This is a genomic window from Microbacterium sp. WCS2018Hpa-23, assembly GCF_031843845.1.
In the GTDB taxonomy this organism is placed as follows: domain Bacteria; phylum Actinomycetota; class Actinomycetes; order Actinomycetales; family Microbacteriaceae; genus Microbacterium.
This window is the reverse complement of record NZ_JAVTIZ010000004.1, coordinates 13,185-30,329: the sequence shown is the minus strand read 5'-3', so window position 1 is coordinate 30,329 and position 17,145 is coordinate 13,185. Positions and strand designations below refer to the sequence as shown.

The following is a 17,145-nucleotide window of genomic DNA, read 5'->3' as shown; positions in this document are numbered from 1 at the left end:
CGATACGTTTGTGAGCAGAGGGCGCATCGGCGCTCACGCCATGGAAGGCAGACGACGCATGCTGGTACTCACGAGACGCGCCAATGAGAGCATCGTGATCGGTGATGACATCACCGTGACGATCCTGGCGGTGACGCCGAGCGGAGTCCGCGTCGGCATCGATGCCCCGCGCGACAAGCGCATCAACCGCGCCGAGATCGTCATCGCGGTGAGCGACGCGAACCAGGAAGCCGTCCAGGCGTCGTCGGACGAGTCGGCCGAGTCGCAGCTGTTGGGCGCGCTCGGGCGCGCCGCCATCACGTACTGACCCGTCCTGCGCCGTTCTCCTCACGCTCGGAGTTACTGTCCAGGGGGTTGTCGCGATAGTCGTGGATGTGACGGGCGATCCCGTCACGGAAACCGTGACATGACGAGGTGACGAATCGTGGCCGCTCACGACCTGAGCATGCAACTGATGCGAGAGCGCGATCTGCTGGAGGTGCTGCTGTTCAAGCTCGACGAACAGCAGATGCTGCTGGCGACCGGGCGCAACCGCTGGATCCATCATGCGGCGAACGAGATCGAGCGCGTGCTCGCGGCCATGCCGACGGTGGCGCTCTCGCGTGACACGCTCGTCATCTCGGTGGCGGACGAATGGGGAGTGCCCGAGGCGACGACGCTTCGCGAGCTGATCGACGCCGCGCCGACGGATGCGTGGCGCGAGGTCCTCTCCGGCCATCTGGATGCCATGACCGCCCTCGCCGACGAGATCGGCGACATGAAGAAGGTCAACGAGCAGCGCCTGCGCACCGCCATCCGTGTCACGCAGGAGACGATCGCCGGCCTCGGTGTGCCCACAGGCGAGTACGACCCGCAGGGCGGTGTCGTCCGCGACGGTGACGCCCGACTCCTCGACACGAGGGTGTGAGGCGTCATGTCTTCGTTCGCAGGTCTCCGTCTCGCCGAATCCGCTCTCTCCGCCGCCCGCGCGGGGATGACCGTCACCGGGCAGAACATCGCCAACCAGACCACCCCCGGCTACACCCGTCAGCGGGTCGACCAGGTTCCGATCTCGGCTCCCGGTCAGACCGGACTGTGGCCGTCCGGACTCGGCATCGGCGGCGGTGTGAGCGTCACCGGCATCGCCCGGCTCGGCGATGACATCCTCGATGCCCGAGTGCGCGACGCGCTCTCGACCTCCGGCTTCTGGGCGGCGCGGGCGACGGCTGCCGGCCAGGCGGAGGCCGTGATGGCCGAACCCACGAAAGACGGTCTCGCCGCGAACCTGAACCGGTTCTGGGCGGGCTGGTCCGATCTCGCCAACACCCCGGATTCGGCGGCCGCGCAGGTCGTGCTCACCAACGCGAACGTGCTGATCGGGCAGATCGCGGCCGGGTACCAGTCGATCGCGGGGCAGTGGGCCGACCTCCGTGGTCAGGTCGACAGTCAGATCGCCGACGTCAACGCCATGGCGGGGCAGGTGGCCACCCTCAACGGGCAGATCCGAGACGCGCTGCAGTCTGGCCGCAACGCCAACGAGCTGATCGATCAGCGCAACGTCCTCGCCCAGCAGCTGTCGACCGCGGTCGGAGCCAAGGGCAACGTCGAAGCCGACGGGACCCTCACGCTCCGTGTCGACGGGAACGCGCTCGTCACCGCCGACAGCAGCCGTGCCCTCGTCGCGAGCGGGCCGCGGGACATCGCGGACGCCGGCCGCATCAGTGTCGCGTGGGCGAATCGCCCCGAACTGCCGGTGACGATCACCGGCGGGCTGGTCGGCGGCACCATCAGCGCGCTGGCGCCTGTCGCCGACGGCGGGACCCTGGCCGGCGTCGCCGCCGCGTACAACGAGACCGCGACCGCTCTCGCGACAGCCGTGAACGACGTCCACCGCACAGGTGTCACCCCGTCGGGTGCCGCAGGTGGCGACTTCTTCTCGATGAGCGGCACCGGACCCGCAGCCCTGGGGCTGAGCGTTGTTCCCGCAGGCCTCGACGACCTCGCTCTCGCCGCACCCGGCGCGGGCGCCAAGGACACCACGATCGCCGATCGCATCAGTGCTCTGGGTGCATCGGCGACGGGACCGAGCAAGACGTGGTCGAGCTTCGTCACGGGCTTCGCGGTCGCGGTCGCCGGTGACGTGCAGCGCGCCGACATCGCCGACATGGGGGCCGTGGCCGCAGTCACCGCCCAGCAGTCGAACGCCTCGGTGGACGGCGACGAGGAGACGATCAACCTCCTGACCTACCAGACCGCCTACCAGGCGGCGGCTCGCGTGCTGACGGCCGTGGACGAGGCCCTGGACCTTCTGATCAACCGCACCGGCCTCGTCGGCCGCTGACTCTGGGGAGAGCCATCATGATCGGTCGCATCACGAGCAACACCATGACGCAGCAGTCGCTGCGGACGCTGCAGACGAACCTCGCGGATCGCGAGCGGCTGCAGAACCAGGCCGCCTCGCAGCGCGCCTTCCGCTCGCCGAGCGAGGATCCGGCCGCGGCCGCGACGGCGCTCGGCGTGCACGGCGACCAGTCCCGCGTCGCGCAGTTCGCGCGCAACCTCAGCGACGGGATGGCATGGGTGACCACGGTCGACACCGCTCTCGGGGCGAGCGTCGACCTGCTCAACCGCGCCAGGGACCTCACCGCGCAGGGCGCGAACTCGGGTGCGCTCAGCCCCACGGCCCGCGAGTCCATCGCCCAGGAGCTGGAGTCGATCAGCGCCGAGCTGCTGGCGAAGGCGAACACCACCGTCCTCGGTCGCAGTGTCTTCGCCGGCACCAGTGATTCAGGCGCGGCATTCGACCCGGGGACCTTCACCTTCAACGGCAGCCCGGGAACCGGAGTGCAGCGCCGCATCAGTGACAACGAGACGGTCCGCGTCGACTTCGACGGCTCGCAGGCCTTCGGCGACGGCGCGAACAGCGCGTTCGCGCTGCTCAACGACATCGCCGCGGAGCTGCGCGGCGGTGGGGAGGTCAGTGCTCGCCTGGCCGACATCGACGGACGTCTGAAGGACGTCATCGCGGCCAGGGGTGCGACCGGCGCGCGCCAGGTGCAGCTCGAGCGGGCTTCGTCTCAGAACCTGTCGACATCGATCGATCTCGAAGCGCGCCGCGCCGAGGTCGAGAACGTGGACAGCCTCGAGGTGCTCGTGCGGCTGCAGTCGGCCGAGCTCGTCTTCCAATCCGCTCTGCAGGTGACCGCGAAATCTCTGCAGACCAACCTCCTGGAGTTCATCCGATGACCGCGACGACCGCCGACACGACGGGATTCGCCGTCGAGTTCACCACGCCGATGCCAGGCCTGAGCCCGTACACGTCGTTCGCACTCGAGCAGATCGCCGGCGCGGAGGGGCTGTATACGCTGCGCGCCGCGGATGCAGACGTGCGCCTCTTCCTCCTCGATCCGCTCTCGGGCGACTACGGGTACGCCCCGGCTCTGCCCGCCGTTGTGCTGTCCGAGCTCGGCGCCGCCGACGACTCGGAGATCCGCGTGTTCGTGGTGGCGAATCCCGCCGACGACGGCGTGTACATCAATCTCCGAGCCCCGGTTCTCGTGCACGGCGAGACGGGGCAGGCCGCGCAGGTCATCCTGGATGACCAGGCGTACCCGATCCGCGCGCTCCTCGGCGACTGAGTCCCAGCGCGAACACCCAGTGATCGGCGTGCCGCGACGAGCCGCCGACCAGAACGCACAGGAGAGATGACGTGGTCGATCTGCGATCGAAGATCCATGGCGCCGGGGCGACTCAGGCGGTGAACCTCGTGGTGATGGCCTTTCACGACCGCGTCGCGTCCGACGCCGAGGGCGTGATCACCGCGCACTACCTCGACGCTCGGGTGCACCCGGGCGATCGCAGGGCACCGGGGCAGTCGAGTCTCGCGCTCGTGTCGAAGAAGGGCACGAGGTCGTCGACGGTCTTCGCGAACTCGGCACGGTATACGCCGCTGCAACTGGCGTCCATCGAACAGACGGCTGCCGACAACGTCGCCGATCTGACCGACGCGTCGGGGAGGGTGGTCGGCAGAGCCTTCGGCGTGAGAGCGGACCTGCTCATCAACAGCGGAGAGGTCGTCGTGAACACGAAGACTCTGGCGCCCACCGAGCTGTCTGTCGGCGAGGACGCGGACGGTCGCGACATCCGCGCGCAGATCACCGACTCGGTGGCTGCGGCGCGGAGAGCGCGCGATGCCGCGCGCGCCCTCGTGAGTGAGTCGGCGGGCGGTGTCCTCTCGCACGTATAGCCGAGGGAGTGCGGTGGTCTTCTGAAAGCAAAGAAAACCGAGATTCACCGCATATACCAAGGAAGAGCCTCTAGGCTCTGGGAGCACAGGCTGGGGTACTGGCAGATCCCGGCGTCGTCGCAGGAGAGGGGAAGCCTGCGCGCGCTGCGGATGCGGCTGGTAGGGGTACAGCGCAGAGAAGCCCGGTGACGGGCGACATTCCATGGGACGGAAGACGACATGAGCACATCAAGGACGCTCGAGACGAACAGGGTGAGCAAGCGCGAGTTCGTGCAGCGATTCGCACGACGAGGGGGCATCTCGGTCCCGGCCGCGCAGACGGCCTACAACGCGATGATCGACGAGCTGCTCGACCTGGTCGGCCGGGGGAACACGGTGACTCTCACCAACTTCGGCAAGTTCTACCCGCAGACGCACAAGGGACATCGCGTGCAGTTCGCGAAGGATGAGGGAGACGCCGAGGTCAACGACTACACGGTGTTGAAGTTCTCCGCGACGCGTGAGGTGAACCGACGCGTGAAGGTGAACGACTAGCCATCGTTATCTGAACGTAAACGAGAATCCCCGAAGGTTTCGACCTTCGGGGATCTTTCTTGCCCGTTGCGCCCCTAGCATGTAGTTGAATGTAGTTCTGGCCGCTGGGGAGGGGCCTCGCTGTGAGTCGCTGGGGAGGGCTTGCACTTACAGTGGAAGAGACGGAATTCGATGCCGATGCGCGCACGGAACCAGCTCGTGGTCGAGCACCTGCACATCGTCGGTGCGGCGACAGCATATGTGGCGTCCCGCCTCACACAGGTCTCCCGCGATGACCTGGCCTCGGCAGGTGCGTTCGCACTCGTCCGCGCGGCGGAGAAGTTCGACGCGACTCTCGGCGTGCCGTTCGGCGCTTTCGCACGCGGGCGCATCAACTGGGCGCTGAAAGATGAGCTGCGGTCGATGGATTGGGCCCCGCGCGACATCCGCGTACGGGCGAAGGAGACGACGAAGGTGCGCCAGACGCTGTCGGCGGCTTTCGGGCGGACGCCCACCGTCGTCGAGATAGCGGCGGCCATGGGCGTGGACACGGGGTCTGTGCGGGAGGGGCTGGCCGATGCCGAGCGCATGCTCCTGAGCCTCGACGCCCCCGACGCGCCCGAGATCGTCTGGACCGGCTATCTCCCCGAGGAGCAGGCGATCGCGTCCGAGCGGGACGAGTTCCTGCGCCGAGCCGTCGATGCGCTCCCGGAGCGCAAGCGCGAGATCATCCGCGCGATCTACTTCGAGGACCGCAGCGTGAAGGAGCTGGCGGACGAGTTCGGCGTCTCGCACGCGGCCGTGTCGCAGCAGCGCGCCGAGGCGGTGCGGATGCTCCGCGATGCCCTCGACCGGCACTACGCCGACGCGCCCCTCGGCGAGACGGCGCCGACGTCGCGCTCCTCCGCATCCGCTCTCGAGGCGTATTTCGAGCGGCTCGCGACCGGAGGTCAGCGTTTCACGCGGGCGATCCTGTCGCACGCCGTCGGCGCCTGACCGCGCACGCCGCGCGGACCTCTGGATCCGCCCTTCGATCTCCGTTCAGAGGCCGAAGCCGTAGCTGGCCTGCCCGACCAGGATCAGACTCACAGTGGTGGGGTAGACCTCAGGCTCTTCGTCTTCGTCGTCGAGCAGATCGAGCTTGTGGATCGGCACGAAGATACCGCCGTCCGGCTCGAAGATGAGATCCTTCGGGACGAACGAAGCGAAGATCGAGCGCGTCGAGTTGCGCAGCTCATAGGTCCGGCCGACGTCGCCGCGCTCGAAGAGGTTCATCTCGACCTCCTCGGACCAGACCTTGCCGTCGGGGAATCGGGCCTCGATGCGGTAGGTGCTGGGCTCGACGGACTTGATGTTCAGGTCTTCGACGATCTCGGAGAAGAGCGTGTCGGGCTGCTCGAGCTCGAACGCGATGGCGCGGAGGTGGTCGTAGTTCAGTCGCGCTCGGCGCGAGAACAGCGCCACGTTCTCGATCTCGTCCGGGTCGGCGTTCGGCGCCTGGTCGATCAGGTACTGCCTGACCTCGTCGGGCCCCGGGTACTCGAAACGCATGTGATAGTGGAATCGACCTGGCCGGTTTACGATGTAGGTGCTGACGTCGGCGATGTCGTTCACCGTGAGGCAGTAAATGCGTTTCACGGACGACAGCCCGTCGAACAGCGACAGGAACTGGTTCTGCCTGTTGCTCCCGTCTCCGCCGCTGCGACGGCCGGCGGGGAAGATCTTCTCGAACTCGTCGAAGATGATCAGGCACTCGTCGAGCGTGTCGAGGAACTCGACGATGCCGTCATTGTCCTCCGAGACGATCACCACAGGAAGGCACTGCTCGCGGGCCTCTTCGGCGACCATGCGCAGGAAGAGAGTCTTGCCGATGCCCTTGTCGCCCGACAGCATCACTCCCAGACTGCGGTCGGTGAGCGCGTAGGAGCGGAAGATCTTGTCGACCTTCCTGTCGCGACCGCCGTAGATGCGCTCGGTGCCGACGGTGAGGTCGTCGATCTTGATGAGGCTGAAGCCCTCTTTCGAGGTGAAATGCACCCGATAGGTGCCGAGCGGGAACACCTGATGTGTGCGGACGGCGTCGTCGTAGACGCGAACGTGTCCACCCGTCTCGATGTAGGTGCTGGTCAAGGTCCTCCTCCTTCGCTCCCCGTTGTACATATCGGTCGAGATCTGCGCGCCGTAAGGCGAGCGGGAAGAGAGTTTCGCAGTACCCTGAGCGGATAGCGGGCGTGGGGACGTCCGAGGTCTGGGGGCCGTCATGGGTGGGTACGAAGGTGTGGAGCAGCCGGTCGACGGATCGATCGTCGTCATGGTCGAGGCGGCGCCTCAGGGACTCATGCAGTACACGCTCGATCCCGATGCGCGCCAGCCCGCATGGAGGGCGATCCTTATCGCTCATGACGACGCTGTCATCGGTGCCGCGACGTCTCCGGAGCAGACGGCCGACCTGCTCGTGCGTGGCAGCATCGAGTGCATCCGGCGGAGCATTCCCAGTCTCGATGTCGGTGGCCTGACGATGCGCCCGGAGGTCGGGCCGAACGACAACGCGCAGATCGTCGCGGCGGGCGATGCGAGGTTCCTGCGATCCGAGTGGGACGCGGTCGTGCATGAGATCGAGCACGAGATCGACGACGCATAGTGCGTAATCGTCAGTCGTCGACCAGGTAGGCGTTCACCAGCAGCGCCCCGCGGATGTGACGCAGGGTGTCGATCACACGATCCACGCCGCGCGCCGTGACGGACGGCATCTGCAGATCGTGCGGCCCCAGCGGTTCGAGCTTTCCCGTGCGGATGCGGATGACCTCCCAGCCGGCGGCTCGCAGAGCGCGATCCTTGCGCAGATCGGCGTCCTGGCGTGTGCCGACGTGCTCGAGGCCGTGTCGGCCGACCGTGTCGTACTCGATCGCGACCCGCAGCTCGGGCAGGAGGATGTCGGGCCAGACCTCGGTGTGCCGGAAGAACGGCCGGGCGACCTTGACAGCATTGACGCCGGTGGTGACGCGGAGCCGGGACTCGAGCGCCGCGCGCAACTTCGCCTCGGCGGCGGACGCCGGTGCCGGGGCGCACACGCTCAGGAACGCCTCTCCGACGGGGAGGTCTGGCGTCTTCGCGCACAGTGTCGTGGGCGGCTTGGGTCGTCTCGGGATCGCGCGCGCTTCTCCGAGGACCACCGGCTGCGGCCGGGCGAGAGCAGAGCACTCCGGGCACCATGACGACTGCCGGCGCACGCGTCCTGGGCGCTCGCGCTGTTCGGTCGGCGTGGCTGCGAAGCGGTGACCCATCCGGCACTCCCAGCACAGCAGTACGTCGGCTGCGAGCGGCACCTGCGACAGTGCGATCCCATGGTTGAGCTCGGGGTGGTACTGGCGGATCAGTTCGGGATATGCCGCCCAGGCGGCACTGTAGGTGCCCTTCTCGTACGGCACGTCGCGTCCGCGCGAGAACTGGCGTCTCGCCCACCACGACTGCACGGAATCGGTCACGCGAGGACGCTACCCGCAGCCGCCGACATCGCGAGGAAGGACCGGACGTGCCAGACTCGCGGAGACGGACGCGCCGTGAGACGGACGAGCCGGGACACGGACAGAGGGAGCAGCCATGGCGCAGCGGATCGTGATCAGCGGTGCATCGGGTCTGATCGGCACAGCACTCGCGTCATCGCTCCGGGCCGACGGCGTGGAGGTGGCGACGCTCGTCCGCCGGACGCCGCGTGTGCCCTCCGAGGTCGAGTGGTCCCCTGGCGAGCGCGAGCTCGACCCGGACGTGCTGGCGGGGGCGGATGCCGTCGTCGCGCTCGGCGGCGCGAGCGTCGGCCGACTTCCCTGGACGCGCCGGTACCGCCGCGAACTCGTCGAATCCCGCCTCACGACGACCCGCACACTCGCGACAGCCGTGCGCACGCTGCGAGATGACGCACCGGCGTTCGTCTCGGCATCCGCAGTCGGCTACTACGGCTCGGCTCCGGGGGAGACCCTGACCGAGGAGTCGCTCGCGGGTGACACGTTCCTCGCGCAGCTCTGCGTCCGGTGGGAGCAGGAGGCGCAGCGCGCGGGGGAGCAGACCAGGGTCGCACTGCTGCGCACCGCGCCGATCATCCACCGTCAGGGAGTGCTCAAGCCGCTGATCCAACTGACCCGATTCGGTGTGGCCGGTCCTATCGGCCCCGGCACCCAGATCTGGCCCTGGATATCGCTCGATGACGAGGTGCGCGGCATCCGCCATGTGATCGACGCCCGTCTCGAGGGCCCCGTCAACTTCACCGGTCCCACGCGGGCGTCGGCGAACGACTTCGGTCGGGCGCTCGCGAAGAGGATGCGTCGCCCGTTCTGGATTCCCGCGCCCAGCTTCGCGCTCCGTCTCGCGCTGAGCAGGTCCGCCGCCGACTCGCTGCTCCTGTCGGATGCGGATGTGCGACCGACGGCGCTCGAGAGATCGGGTTTCGAGTTCACGCACACGACTGCGCAGCAGGCGGTCGACGCGGCGCTCTGATGCCACCAGGTCGACCGCCCGGCCGGATCAGTGCCCGTGCGGGTCGCGTCGGTTGAGTGTCTCCACTACCTGGGCGTAGTCGCCCCGCGCTTCGCCGTAGCGCAGGAACTTCACGTTCTCGACCTGGATCTCGGTCGCCTCCGGTCGCGTCTCGATCAGCCCGACGACCTCGTCGACGAAGTCATCGAGAGGCATCGCGAAGTCGCTGGATTCCTGGCCGGGCATGAGAGACGTGCGCACGGCCGGCGGCTCGAGCTCGAGCACCTTCACGGTGCTGCCCTCGAGCTGCAGGCGCAGCGACTCGCTGAGCATGTGGATCGCTGCCTTCGTGGCGTTGTAGGTCGGCGTCACTCGCAGCGGCGCGAAGGCCAGGCCTGACGAGACCGTCATGATCGTCGCATCGGGAACGGTGCGCAGGTGCTCGATGAATGCGGCGATCAGACGGATCGGGCCGAGCAGATTGGTGGTGACGGTCGCCTCTGCGGTCTCGAGGAACCCGGCCGGCGTCGTCCAGTCCTCGGCATGCATGATGCCCGCCATCGTGACGACGACGTTGAGGGTCGGGTGGTCGGCGAGCACCGTCTGCGCCGCCACGCGGATGCTGTCGGCATCCGCCGTGTCGATCCTGACCGTGTCGATGGCGGGGTTCTCGGCGGCGATCCGTTCGAGCAGGTCGGTGCGGCGTCCGCCGACGATGACCGTGTTGCCGCGCTCGACGAACTTCTGGGCGAGAGCGAGCCCGATGCCGCTGGTCGCCCCGGGGATGAAGATGGTGTTTCCGCTGATGTTCATGCCTCCACTCTTCGTCCGACGGGATCGGCCCACCAGAGAGCGCTCATCCAGGGATCCGCGATCCCTGGATCACCGCCGGCGCGAACGGGATACTCGAGGGGTGGACAGAGAAGCACTGGCAGAGTTCCTCGTGCGCCGCAGGGAGCAGCTGAAGCCGTCGGACGTCGGCCTCGGCGCCGGAGCGCGACGCCGCACACCGGGCCTCCGTCGAGAAGAGGTGGCGCAGCTCGCGGCGATGTCGACGGACTACTACGCCCGTCTCGAACAGCAGCGAGGGCCGCAGCCGAGTGTGCAGATCCTCGCGTCACTGGCGAGGGCGCTGCGACTCACCCCGGATGAGCGCGACTATCTGCATCGCATCTGCGGACACAGCGCGCCTGACCGCACGATGTTCACCGACTACGTGCACCCCGGCATGCTCCGCGTGCTGGATCGCCTCGACGACACACCGGCCTTCGTGGTGTCGGTGCTCGATGAGGTGCTCATCCAGAACGATGCGGCGCGTGCTCTGCTCGGCGACTCGAGCGGGCTGGAGGGACTCGAGCGCAGCGGGATCTACCGGTGGTTCGCGCACCCCGATAACGAGCGCGGGCGCTACCCGCAGGAGGATCAACCGCGGCATAGCCGGGTGCTCGTCGCCTCGCTGCGGGCCGCCTATGGAGCGCTCGGCGAGCGATCGCGCGCGGGCGACATCGTCCGGGAGCTCTCCTCCCGCAGCGCCGAGTTCGCCGACCTCTGGGACGTGCACGAGGTGCGCAGGCGCTTCGAGGACCACAAGGTGCTCATCCACCCGGAGATCGGGCCGATCGAGGTCGACTGCCAGGCGCTCTTCACCGAGGACGAGTCGCAGGCGCTCATCGTGCTGACCGCCGCCCCGGGCAGCGACGCCGCGAGCAAGCTCGAGCTTCTCAGAGTGCTCGGGACGCAACGGGTCTGACGGGCACCCAGCACGCCACGCGGTTGCGGTAGGCGGCGAACTCGGACCCAAAGCGGGACTCCAGATCGGCCTCCTCGAGCGGCCGGACGACCGTGTTCCAGAGGATCGAGCCGAACAGCGAGTAGGCGACGACCATCCAGGACCCGAGCAGGAGGCCGACAGCGACCCCTTGGGCGATACCGGCCACGGCCATCGGGTTGCGCACGTAGCGATAGGGGCCGGTGATCACGAGTCGGTGGGCCATCTGCGAGGGGAGCGGCGTTCCCTCGCCTTTCACCGACATCGATACGGCCGACCAGATCCCGAGTGCCGTCGCGCAGACGAGCAGCACGCCCCCTGCGATCCGCACGCCGAGGGGGACCTCGATGCGGAGCATCCAGCGCGCCTCGATCAGAGACACGACGACGGGGATCACCAGGAGGAAGGTTCCCCAGAAGAAGAGCGTCTGCAGGCTGGTGCGGGCGAGCAGCCGCCCTGTGCCGACCCGATCGGCGGATCGGAACGCGAGCGGGCCGATGACCATCCACTCCACCGGAGCCCTGCCGAGGAGCAGGATGATCGCCGACACGATGCTCGCTCCGGCGGCGACGACCATCAGCAGGGCGCCCCACCCGGCGAGCGAGGTGAGCGTGGCGTAGACGCACATCGCCGCCGCCACCAGCGCCGTCCAGGGTGCGACAACCCAGAGCGCCCAGCGGAACCCGGCGGCGACCAGGGCGGACGCGATGACGAAGAGCGGGATGTCGAGCATCGCCACGGGTGCGACCGGAAGGTCTCCGAGCGTGGCACGACGCACCGCGTCCGACAGCGGGACCGCGATCCACCAGAGTGCCCCCGCGAGAGCCTGGAGGGCGAAATACACCCGCGCCGTCACCGGAGTGATGCGGATGCCTGCGATGACGGGCATGGCTGCCAGTCTACGAGCGGGTTCCGATCACGACTCCTCGTGCGTGGCCGGGTCGGCGTCGAAGAGGCGGCCGTCGGGGCGTCCGAGCGCGGTGATCGCCTCGACTTCGGCGGCGGAGAGCACGATCTCGCCCGCAGCCAGGTTCGAGGCCTGATGCTCGAGAGACGACGCCTTCGGGATCGCGACGGTCTCGCGGGCGACATGCCAGGCCAGAACGGTCTGTGCGGGGGAGATTCCGTGCGCGGCGGCCACCTCGCCGATCACCCGCTCTTGGATCAGCTCCTTGGCTCGTCCCAGCGGACTCCAGGCCTCGGTGATGATCCCATGCTCGCGGTGATACGCCAGCTGCTCGTCCTGCGGGAAGTACGGGTGGACCTCGATCTGATTCACGACCGGGCGCACGCCGGTCTCGCGCTCGATGCGCTCCAGGTGCTCGGGGAGGAAGTTCGACACGCCGATCTGACTGACGGTCCCGCGCTGCTGTGCCTCGACCAGTGCCTCCCAGGCCTGCACATATTCGTCCTGGTGCGGGTTCGGCCAGTGGATCAGGTGCAGGTCGATCGCGTCGACGCCGAGACGCGAGCGGCTCTCCTCGATGCTGGCGCGGGCCTTCTCGCGCGGGTGATGACGACCGGGGAGCTTCGTCGTGATGATGATCTCGGCACGGTCGACGTCGGCCGCGCGCACCCCGCGGCCGACGGATCCCTCGTTCTCGTAGTTGAAGGCCGAGTCGAGAAGGCGGTAGCCCGCACCGATCGCCGTGGCCACGGAGTCTGCCCCCGCATCGCCGTTGAGGGCGTAGGTGCCGAAGCCGAGGGCGGGAAGAGCGAAGCCGTTGTGTGCGGTGAATCGAGGAAGAGCCGTCATGCCGCCAGCGTACGCTTGTGGCATGACGGGAGGGCGAAGCGTGGCAGTCGATGACGGCGGTGTCCCCGGTGACTCGAGCCGGTGTCCGTGCGGTTCGGGCGATGTCTTCGGCGGATGCTGCGGCCCACTGCTCTCAGGGGCTCCCGCCCCGACAGCTGAGCGTCTGATGCGGTCGCGATTCACGGCCTTCGCACTGCACGATGCGTCGTATCTCCGCGCCAGTTGGCATGGGTCGACACGTCCCGCGACGATAGACTTCGACGACGACCTGGTCTGGAAACGGCTCGTGATCGTCGATCGCGTCGCGGGCGGTCCATTCGACCGTGAGGGCGTCGTCGAGTTCGAGGCGTTCTTCAAAGAAGGCGCGGAGCGCGGTTCGCTGCGCGAGCGCAGCCGCTTCGTGCGGGAGGGGCGATCGTGGCTGTACCTCGACGGGCAGGTCGGGTGATGCACACGACTGCGCAGCGACTAGATTTGAGAGCGTGAACGCCAGCCCAGAACACCAGCGCATCCTGCTCGACGTCGCCGACCTGGACCGGCGCATCGCGCAGGCGGAGCGCGCACGTACCACGCCCACCCAGGCGGCTCGGATCACCGAACTCGTCGCGATCCGCCAGGAGCAGCTCCGCGAGCTGACCGCACTGACCGGCACGCGCGACGACGTGCGCACCGAGCTGACTCGGCTCGAGTCCGATGTGAAGCTCGTCGAGCAGCGTCGGGCACGCGATGTGGACCGCCTCGCCGTCGCGACCAACCCCAAGGACGCGCAGGCGCTCGAGCACGAGATCGCCAGCCTCACGAAGCGCCAGAGCGACCTCGAGGACATCGAGCTCGATGTGATGGGGCGCGTCGAGGATGCCGATGCGGCGGTCGCCGCCCAGCAGGCGCTGCTCGCGACGACCACTGCCGAGGGCTCGGCGCTGACCGCGCAGGCCAAAGCCGACGTCGCGTCGGCGACCGAGCTCGGCGCCCAGCTGACGCGCGACCGTGAGGCCGTGACCGCGGTGATCCCCGCACCGCTGCTCGCCGAGTACACGCGCCGTGCCGCCAACAGCGCGGGTGCCGCTCTTCTCACGCGCGGCACCTGCGAGGGCTGCCGCATGTTCCTTCCGGGCACCGACCTGAACGACATCCGCAACGCGGCGGACGACCTCGTGGTCTCGTGTCCCGAGTGCGGCTGCATCCTCGTCCGCACCGAGGAATCCGGGCTGTGATCTCCGCGCCGCGCGCACGACGGCGGTGAGCTCGCCGCAGAGCACCGAACGGCGTGTGGCGTTGCTCGCCCGAGCCGGCGGGTACACGGCGGTGGAACTCGCCGCCGACGATTCGGAAGTCGGACGAGTCGAGCTCTCGGCGGCAGAGATGCCGGCGTGGGTGTCCGAGCAGGAGGCGACCGACGCGCCACGCTGGGTGATCCGCAGCGCGAGAGACATCTATCCCAGGCTGCTCGATGCGGGCGTGATCCTCGGCCGCTCGCACGACCTGCTGCTCTGCCATGCCATCCTCCGCGACACCGACAAGGTGGCGAGGCCGCTCGCACCCTCCTCGTCGTGGGTACGTCGTGAGTCCGTCGATGAAGCGCCGGCTCTTTTCGACGTCGTCGAGGAGAGCGAGTCCGGCGACCACGTGGGCGACGCGCTCGATCAGTATCGAGAGCAGCGCCGCGTGCTCCGTGACGGCAAGGACGGGCGTCTGACGCTGCTCGCCTCGGCAGAGTCTGCGGGCGGGCTGATCGCCGAGGAGATGCGCGCCGCGGGTCTGCCGTGGAACGAGGCGGCGCACGACGAGATCCTCACCGAGATCCTCGGCACGCGCCCTGCCGCAGGGGGCCTGCCCAGCCGGATGGTGGCGCAGGGAGAGCGTGTACGTGCGATCCTCAGCGACCCGACCTTGAACCTCGAGAGCCAGCCCAAGCTCCTCCGCGCACTGCACAGGGTGGGCGTGCAGGTCGAGTCCACGGGCCGATGGGAGCTCGCCCAGCACAGCCACGCGGTCGTCGAGCCGCTGCTGGCGTACAAGAAGCTGTCGCGCCTCCTCAGCGCCAACGGGTGGGCCTGGCTCGCGGAGTGGGTGCATGAGGGCCGCTTCCGGCCGATCTACATCACCGGGGGCGTCGTGACCGGGCGCTGGGCGTCTGCCGGCGGCGGTGCGCTCCAGCTGCCGCGCAACCTCCGCGCGGCTGTGCGGGCGGACGAGGGCTGGACGCTCGTCGTCGCCGATGTCGCGCAGCTGGAACCGCGGATGCTCGCGGGCATGGCCGGCGATCGGGCTATGGCGAAGGCCGCGCAGGGCAAGGATCTGTATGCCGGCGTCGTGGAATCCGGGGCCGTCGCCACCCGCGAAGAGGCGAAGTACGCCGTGCTCGGCGCGATGTACGGAGCGACCACCGGCGACAGCGGCCGCCTCGTTCCTCGGTTGCGCAAGGTCTATCCGCGGGCCATGGCCCTCGTCGACAAGGCTGCACGTTTCGGAGAGGACGGCGGAGTCGTCTCGACCTGGCTCGGACGCTCTTCGCCTCGTCCCTCCACCGAGTGGGAGGCAATGCAGGCGCGGGCGACCGATGCCGACGCCGATCCCGCAGACGTCGCTATCGCGCGACGACGAGCGAGGGACTGGGGCCGGTTCACCCGCAACTTCGTGGTGCAGGGGACGGCTGCCGAGTGGTCGCTGATCTGGCTGGCCGAGATCAGACACCGCTTGCAGGCGCTGCCCGATGCGGAACGGCCGGCGACGGCATCCGGAGTCTTCCGCTCCCGCGCGCACCTCGCCTTCTTCCTGCACGACGAGGTGATCCTGCACGTTCCGGCCGATCAGGCGGAGGCGGCGGCGGATGCCGTGCGCGAGGCCGCAGCGGTCGCCACCCGACGGCTCTTCGGCGGCTTCCCGATCGATGTGCCGCTCGACCTCCGCATCGCGGAGTCGGCCGAGAAGTAGTCATGCGCCGACGTAGACTGGGACTGCGAATGGGTCGACTGGACGGCCGCGTGGCGGGCAACCGCACCGAGGAACGTCCGGGCTCCTCAGGGCAGGACGGTGGGTAACGCCCACCCGGAGCAATCCGCGAGAAAGTGCCACAGAGAGTAGACCGCCCCGCAAGGGGTAAGGGTGAAAGGGTGGTGTAAGAGACCACCGGGGGCCATGGTGACATGGCCCGCCAGGTAAACCTCGTCCGGAGCAAGGTCAGACAGAGGATGTTGACGCGGCTCGCCGAGTCCTCGGGTAGACCGCTAGAGTGCCACGGCAACGTGTCGCCGAGAGAGATGGCCGTCGAAGGGGCGAAGAACCCCGGAACAGAACCCGGCGTACAGGTCGGCCCATTCGCCCAGACACGAAGAAGGCCCCGCTGATCCAGCGGGGCCTTCTTCGTGTTCGGGGGCTTCAGTCGCCCGCGAGGGACGCTGCGCCGATGATGCCCGAGTTGTTGCGGTGGATCGCCGGGACGATCGGCGTCTTGAGGTCGAGCAGCGGCAGGAAGTCTCCCGCGTTCTTCGACACGCCGCCGCCGACCACGAACAGATCGGGGCTGAACAGGAACTCGATGTGCGAGTAGAACTTCTGCAGACGCTCTGCCCAATCGGCCCAGCTGAGCCCCTCGCGCTCGCGTGCCGAGGTCGCGGCGTAGGTCTCGACGGACTCGTACTCGCCGAAGTTCAGGTGACCGAGCTCGGTGTTCGGAAGCAGCACGCCGTCGTAGAGGAACGCCGACCCGATGCCGGTGCCGAGGGTCGTGAGAAGCGTGAAGCCGCGCACGTCGCGGGCGGCGCCGTGGCGAGCCTCGGCGACGCCGGCCGCATCCGCGTCGTTCACGAAGACGATGTTGCGCCCGAGGCCGTCGCGGAAGAACCGCTCGGCGTCGAAATCGACCCACTCCTTCGAGACGTTGGCGGCGGAGAGCGTCTTGCCGCGCTTGACGATGGCGGGGAACGCCACGCCGAGGGGGAGAGTCGAGTCGTGCACGTCGAGAGTCTTCAGAACCGTCTTCACGGCCTCCAGGACGTCCTGGGGCGATGCGCCCTCAGGAGTGGGGACGCGCACCCTGTCGGAGGCCATGATGCCGTGCTCGAGGTCGACCAGACCTGCCTTGATACCCGTGCCGCCGATGTCGACGCCGATCGCTTTTGCCATGGTCGATAGCTTAGCGACCGCCGCCAGCGCCAGTAGGATCGATGACACCACGTGATGAAGGGGATCTGCCATGTCGAACGGCGATGAGAAGTACTGGTACAACCTGGAGACCGGTCAGGTGGAGTTCGGCATGATCTCGCCGTCCGCCGATCGGGTCGGTCCCTTCGACACCGAGCATGAGGCCGCCCATGCCCCGGAGAAGATGCAGGAGCGCTCGCGCGCCTGGGCCGACGAGGAAGCAGCCGAGAGCGGCTGGGACGCCGGCATCGGCAAGGGCGCAGAGTAACC

Annotated in this window: 21 protein-coding genes and 1 other RNA gene; 16 read left to right on the top strand and 6 right to left on the bottom strand. The window is 68.3% G+C overall.

What is annotated here, in order from left to right; translation table 11 throughout:
* The first annotated feature begins 58 nt into the window (after positions 1 to 58).
* The 8 genes from csrA to RQG77_RS07540 all read left to right on the top strand — a co-directional run bounded on the left by csrA (position 59) and on the right by RQG77_RS07540 (position 5,734).
* Positions 59 to 307 (top strand): carbon storage regulator CsrA, encoded by a 249-nt coding sequence (gene csrA / locus RQG77_RS07575; protein ID WP_311244195.1) that lies wholly within the window; start codon positions 59 to 61, stop codon positions 305 to 307.
* Positions 308 to 424: 117 nt separating this feature from the next.
* Complete coding sequence (gene flgN, locus RQG77_RS07570) at positions 425 to 907, top strand: flagellar export chaperone FlgN (RefSeq protein WP_056307424.1); 483 nt, start codon at positions 425 to 427, stop codon at positions 905 to 907.
* A gap of 6 nt (positions 908 to 913) precedes the next feature.
* Positions 914 to 2,320: a flagellar hook-associated protein FlgK gene (gene flgK, locus RQG77_RS07565; RefSeq protein ID WP_311244194.1), complete on the top strand. Its 1,407-nt coding sequence runs from the start codon at positions 914 to 916 to the stop codon at positions 2,318 to 2,320.
* Positions 2,321 to 2,337: 17 nt separating this feature from the next.
* Positions 2,338 to 3,225, top strand: coding sequence for a flagellar hook-associated protein FlgL (gene flgL, locus RQG77_RS07560; RefSeq protein WP_311244193.1), 888 nt, complete (start codon positions 2,338 to 2,340; stop codon positions 3,223 to 3,225).
* Entirely contained in the window at positions 3,222 to 3,617 is a 396-nt protein-coding gene (locus RQG77_RS07555) for a flagellar assembly protein FliW (RefSeq protein WP_311244192.1), read from the top strand. Before flgL ends, RQG77_RS07555 begins: the two co-directional genes overlap by 4 nt.
* Before the next feature lie 71 nt (positions 3,618 to 3,688).
* Positions 3,689 to 4,225 carry a hypothetical protein gene (locus tag RQG77_RS07550; RefSeq protein WP_311244191.1) on the top strand — a complete coding sequence of 179 codons (537 nt, stop codon included), beginning with the start codon at positions 3,689 to 3,691 and terminating at the stop codon, positions 4,223 to 4,225.
* A gap of 219 nt (positions 4,226 to 4,444) precedes the next feature.
* Positions 4,445 to 4,759: an HU family DNA-binding protein gene (locus tag RQG77_RS07545; RefSeq protein WP_056307433.1), complete on the top strand. Its 315-nt coding sequence runs from the start codon at positions 4,445 to 4,447 to the stop codon at positions 4,757 to 4,759.
* A gap of 177 nt (positions 4,760 to 4,936) precedes the next feature.
* Entirely contained in the window at positions 4,937 to 5,734 is a 798-nt protein-coding gene (locus RQG77_RS07540) for a sigma-70 family RNA polymerase sigma factor (protein WP_311244190.1), read from the top strand.
* Positions 5,735 to 5,779: 45 nt separating this feature from the next.
* Here RQG77_RS07540 and RQG77_RS07535 read toward each other — a convergent pair whose 3' ends face one another.
* Positions 5,780 to 6,868 carry an AAA family ATPase gene (locus tag RQG77_RS07535; protein ID WP_311244189.1) on the bottom strand — a complete coding sequence of 363 codons (1,089 nt, stop codon included), beginning with the start codon at positions 6,866 to 6,868 and terminating at the stop codon, positions 5,780 to 5,782.
* Positions 6,869 to 6,998: 130 nt separating this feature from the next.
* Here RQG77_RS07535 and RQG77_RS07530 point away from each other — a divergent pair, with 130 nt between their 5' ends.
* Complete coding sequence (locus RQG77_RS07530) at positions 6,999 to 7,379, top strand: hypothetical protein (RefSeq protein WP_311244188.1); 381 nt, start codon at positions 6,999 to 7,001, stop codon at positions 7,377 to 7,379.
* 10 nt (positions 7,380 to 7,389) lie between these two features.
* On the opposite strand, the gene RQG77_RS07525 is transcribed toward RQG77_RS07530, so the two are convergent.
* Positions 7,390 to 8,223: a zinc-ribbon domain-containing protein gene (locus RQG77_RS07525; protein WP_311244187.1), complete on the bottom strand. Its 834-nt coding sequence runs from the start codon at positions 8,221 to 8,223 to the stop codon at positions 7,390 to 7,392.
* A 115-nt stretch (positions 8,224 to 8,338) separates the two neighbouring features.
* Here RQG77_RS07525 and RQG77_RS07520 point away from each other — a divergent pair, with 115 nt between their 5' ends.
* On the top strand, positions 8,339 to 9,229 hold the full coding sequence (locus RQG77_RS07520) for a TIGR01777 family oxidoreductase (protein ID WP_311244186.1): 891 nt from the start codon (positions 8,339 to 8,341) through the stop codon (positions 9,227 to 9,229).
* 27 nt (positions 9,230 to 9,256) lie between these two features.
* On the opposite strand, the gene RQG77_RS07515 is transcribed toward RQG77_RS07520, so the two are convergent.
* Entirely contained in the window at positions 9,257 to 10,021 is a 765-nt protein-coding gene (locus tag RQG77_RS07515) for an SDR family NAD(P)-dependent oxidoreductase (RefSeq protein ID WP_311244185.1), read from the bottom strand.
* Positions 10,022 to 10,121: 100 nt separating this feature from the next.
* On the opposite strand from RQG77_RS07515, the gene RQG77_RS07510 reads away from it, so the two are divergent.
* Positions 10,122 to 10,958 (top strand): helix-turn-helix transcriptional regulator, encoded by an 837-nt coding sequence (locus tag RQG77_RS07510; protein ID WP_311244184.1) that lies wholly within the window; start codon positions 10,122 to 10,124, stop codon positions 10,956 to 10,958.
* On the opposite strand, the gene RQG77_RS07505 is transcribed toward RQG77_RS07510, so the two are convergent.
* Together RQG77_RS07505 and RQG77_RS07500 are read right to left on the bottom strand one after the other, a co-directional pair.
* Entirely contained in the window at positions 10,930 to 11,865 is a 936-nt protein-coding gene (locus RQG77_RS07505) for a methyltransferase (RefSeq protein WP_311244183.1), read from the bottom strand. The two genes, RQG77_RS07510 and RQG77_RS07505, sit on opposite strands and share 29 nt — an antisense overlap.
* Positions 11,866 to 11,892: 27 nt before the next feature.
* Positions 11,893 to 12,732, bottom strand: a complete 840-nt coding sequence (locus RQG77_RS07500) for an aldo/keto reductase (RefSeq protein ID WP_311244182.1) — start codon at positions 12,730 to 12,732, stop codon at positions 11,893 to 11,895.
* Positions 12,733 to 12,754: 22 nt separating this feature from the next.
* Here RQG77_RS07500 and RQG77_RS07495 point away from each other — a divergent pair, with 22 nt between their 5' ends.
* The 4 genes from RQG77_RS07495 (at position 12,755) to rnpB (ending at position 16,053) form a co-directional block, all read left to right on the top strand.
* On the top strand, positions 12,755 to 13,180 hold the full coding sequence (locus RQG77_RS07495; RefSeq protein ID WP_311244181.1) for a YchJ family metal-binding protein: 426 nt from the start codon (positions 12,755 to 12,757) through the stop codon (positions 13,178 to 13,180).
* Between the two features lie 34 nt (positions 13,181 to 13,214).
* Positions 13,215 to 13,946, top strand: coding sequence for a C4-type zinc ribbon domain-containing protein (locus tag RQG77_RS07490; RefSeq protein ID WP_311244180.1), 732 nt, complete (start codon positions 13,215 to 13,217; stop codon positions 13,944 to 13,946).
* 25 nt (positions 13,947 to 13,971) lie between these two features.
* Positions 13,972 to 15,666, top strand: a complete 1,695-nt coding sequence (locus RQG77_RS07485; RefSeq protein ID WP_311244179.1) for a bifunctional 3'-5' exonuclease/DNA polymerase — start codon at positions 13,972 to 13,974, stop codon at positions 15,664 to 15,666.
* A 30-nt stretch (positions 15,667 to 15,696) separates the two neighbouring features.
* Positions 15,697 to 16,053, top strand: an RNA gene (gene rnpB, locus RQG77_RS07480) — RNase P RNA component class A.
* Between the two features lie 57 nt (positions 16,054 to 16,110).
* On the opposite strand, the gene ppgK is transcribed toward rnpB, so the two are convergent.
* Complete coding sequence (ppgK, locus tag RQG77_RS07475; protein ID WP_056517137.1) at positions 16,111 to 16,857, bottom strand: polyphosphate--glucose phosphotransferase; 747 nt, start codon at positions 16,855 to 16,857, stop codon at positions 16,111 to 16,113.
* A gap of 70 nt (positions 16,858 to 16,927) precedes the next feature.
* On the opposite strand from ppgK, the gene RQG77_RS07470 reads away from it, so the two are divergent.
* Positions 16,928 to 17,143: a hypothetical protein gene (locus tag RQG77_RS07470; RefSeq protein WP_056307461.1), complete on the top strand. Its 216-nt coding sequence runs from the start codon at positions 16,928 to 16,930 to the stop codon at positions 17,141 to 17,143.
* Positions 17,144 to 17,145: the final 2 nt, after the last annotated feature.

What these genes read in the sequence shown, in the direction of transcription:
- csrA (WP_311244195.1), top strand. Translation starts at nt 59, where the DNA reads ATGCTGGTACTCACGAGACGCGCCAATGAGAGCATCGTGATCGGTGAT.
- flgK (WP_311244194.1), top strand. Translation starts at nt 914, where the DNA reads ATGTCTTCGTTCGCAGGTCTCCGTCTCGCCGAATCCGCTCTCTCCGCC.
- flgL (WP_311244193.1), top strand. Translation starts at nt 2,338, where the DNA reads ATGATCGGTCGCATCACGAGCAACACCATGACGCAGCAGTCGCTGCGG.
- RQG77_RS07555 (WP_311244192.1), top strand. Translation starts at nt 3,222, where the DNA reads ATGACCGCGACGACCGCCGACACGACGGGATTCGCCGTCGAGTTCACC.
- RQG77_RS07545 (WP_056307433.1), top strand. Translation starts at nt 4,445, where the DNA reads ATGAGCACATCAAGGACGCTCGAGACGAACAGGGTGAGCAAGCGCGAG.
- RQG77_RS07540 (WP_311244190.1), top strand. Translation starts at nt 4,937, where the DNA reads ATGCGCGCACGGAACCAGCTCGTGGTCGAGCACCTGCACATCGTCGGT.
- RQG77_RS07530 (WP_311244188.1), top strand. Translation starts at nt 6,999, where the DNA reads ATGGGTGGGTACGAAGGTGTGGAGCAGCCGGTCGACGGATCGATCGTC.
- RQG77_RS07520 (WP_311244186.1), top strand. Translation starts at nt 8,339, where the DNA reads ATGGCGCAGCGGATCGTGATCAGCGGTGCATCGGGTCTGATCGGCACA.
- RQG77_RS07515 (WP_311244185.1), bottom strand. Translation starts at nt 10,021, where the DNA reads ATGAACATCAGCGGAAACACCATCTTCATCCCCGGGGCGACCAGCGGC.
- RQG77_RS07505 (WP_311244183.1), bottom strand. Translation starts at nt 11,865, where the DNA reads ATGCCCGTCATCGCAGGCATCCGCATCACTCCGGTGACGGCGCGGGTG.
- RQG77_RS07500 (WP_311244182.1), bottom strand. Translation starts at nt 12,732, where the DNA reads ATGACGGCTCTTCCTCGATTCACCGCACACAACGGCTTCGCTCTTCCC.
- RQG77_RS07495 (WP_311244181.1), top strand. Translation starts at nt 12,755, where the DNA reads ATGACGGGAGGGCGAAGCGTGGCAGTCGATGACGGCGGTGTCCCCGGT.
- ppgK (WP_056517137.1), bottom strand. Translation starts at nt 16,857, where the DNA reads ATGGCAAAAGCGATCGGCGTCGACATCGGCGGCACGGGTATCAAGGCA.
- RQG77_RS07470 (WP_056307461.1), top strand. Translation starts at nt 16,928, where the DNA reads ATGTCGAACGGCGATGAGAAGTACTGGTACAACCTGGAGACCGGTCAG.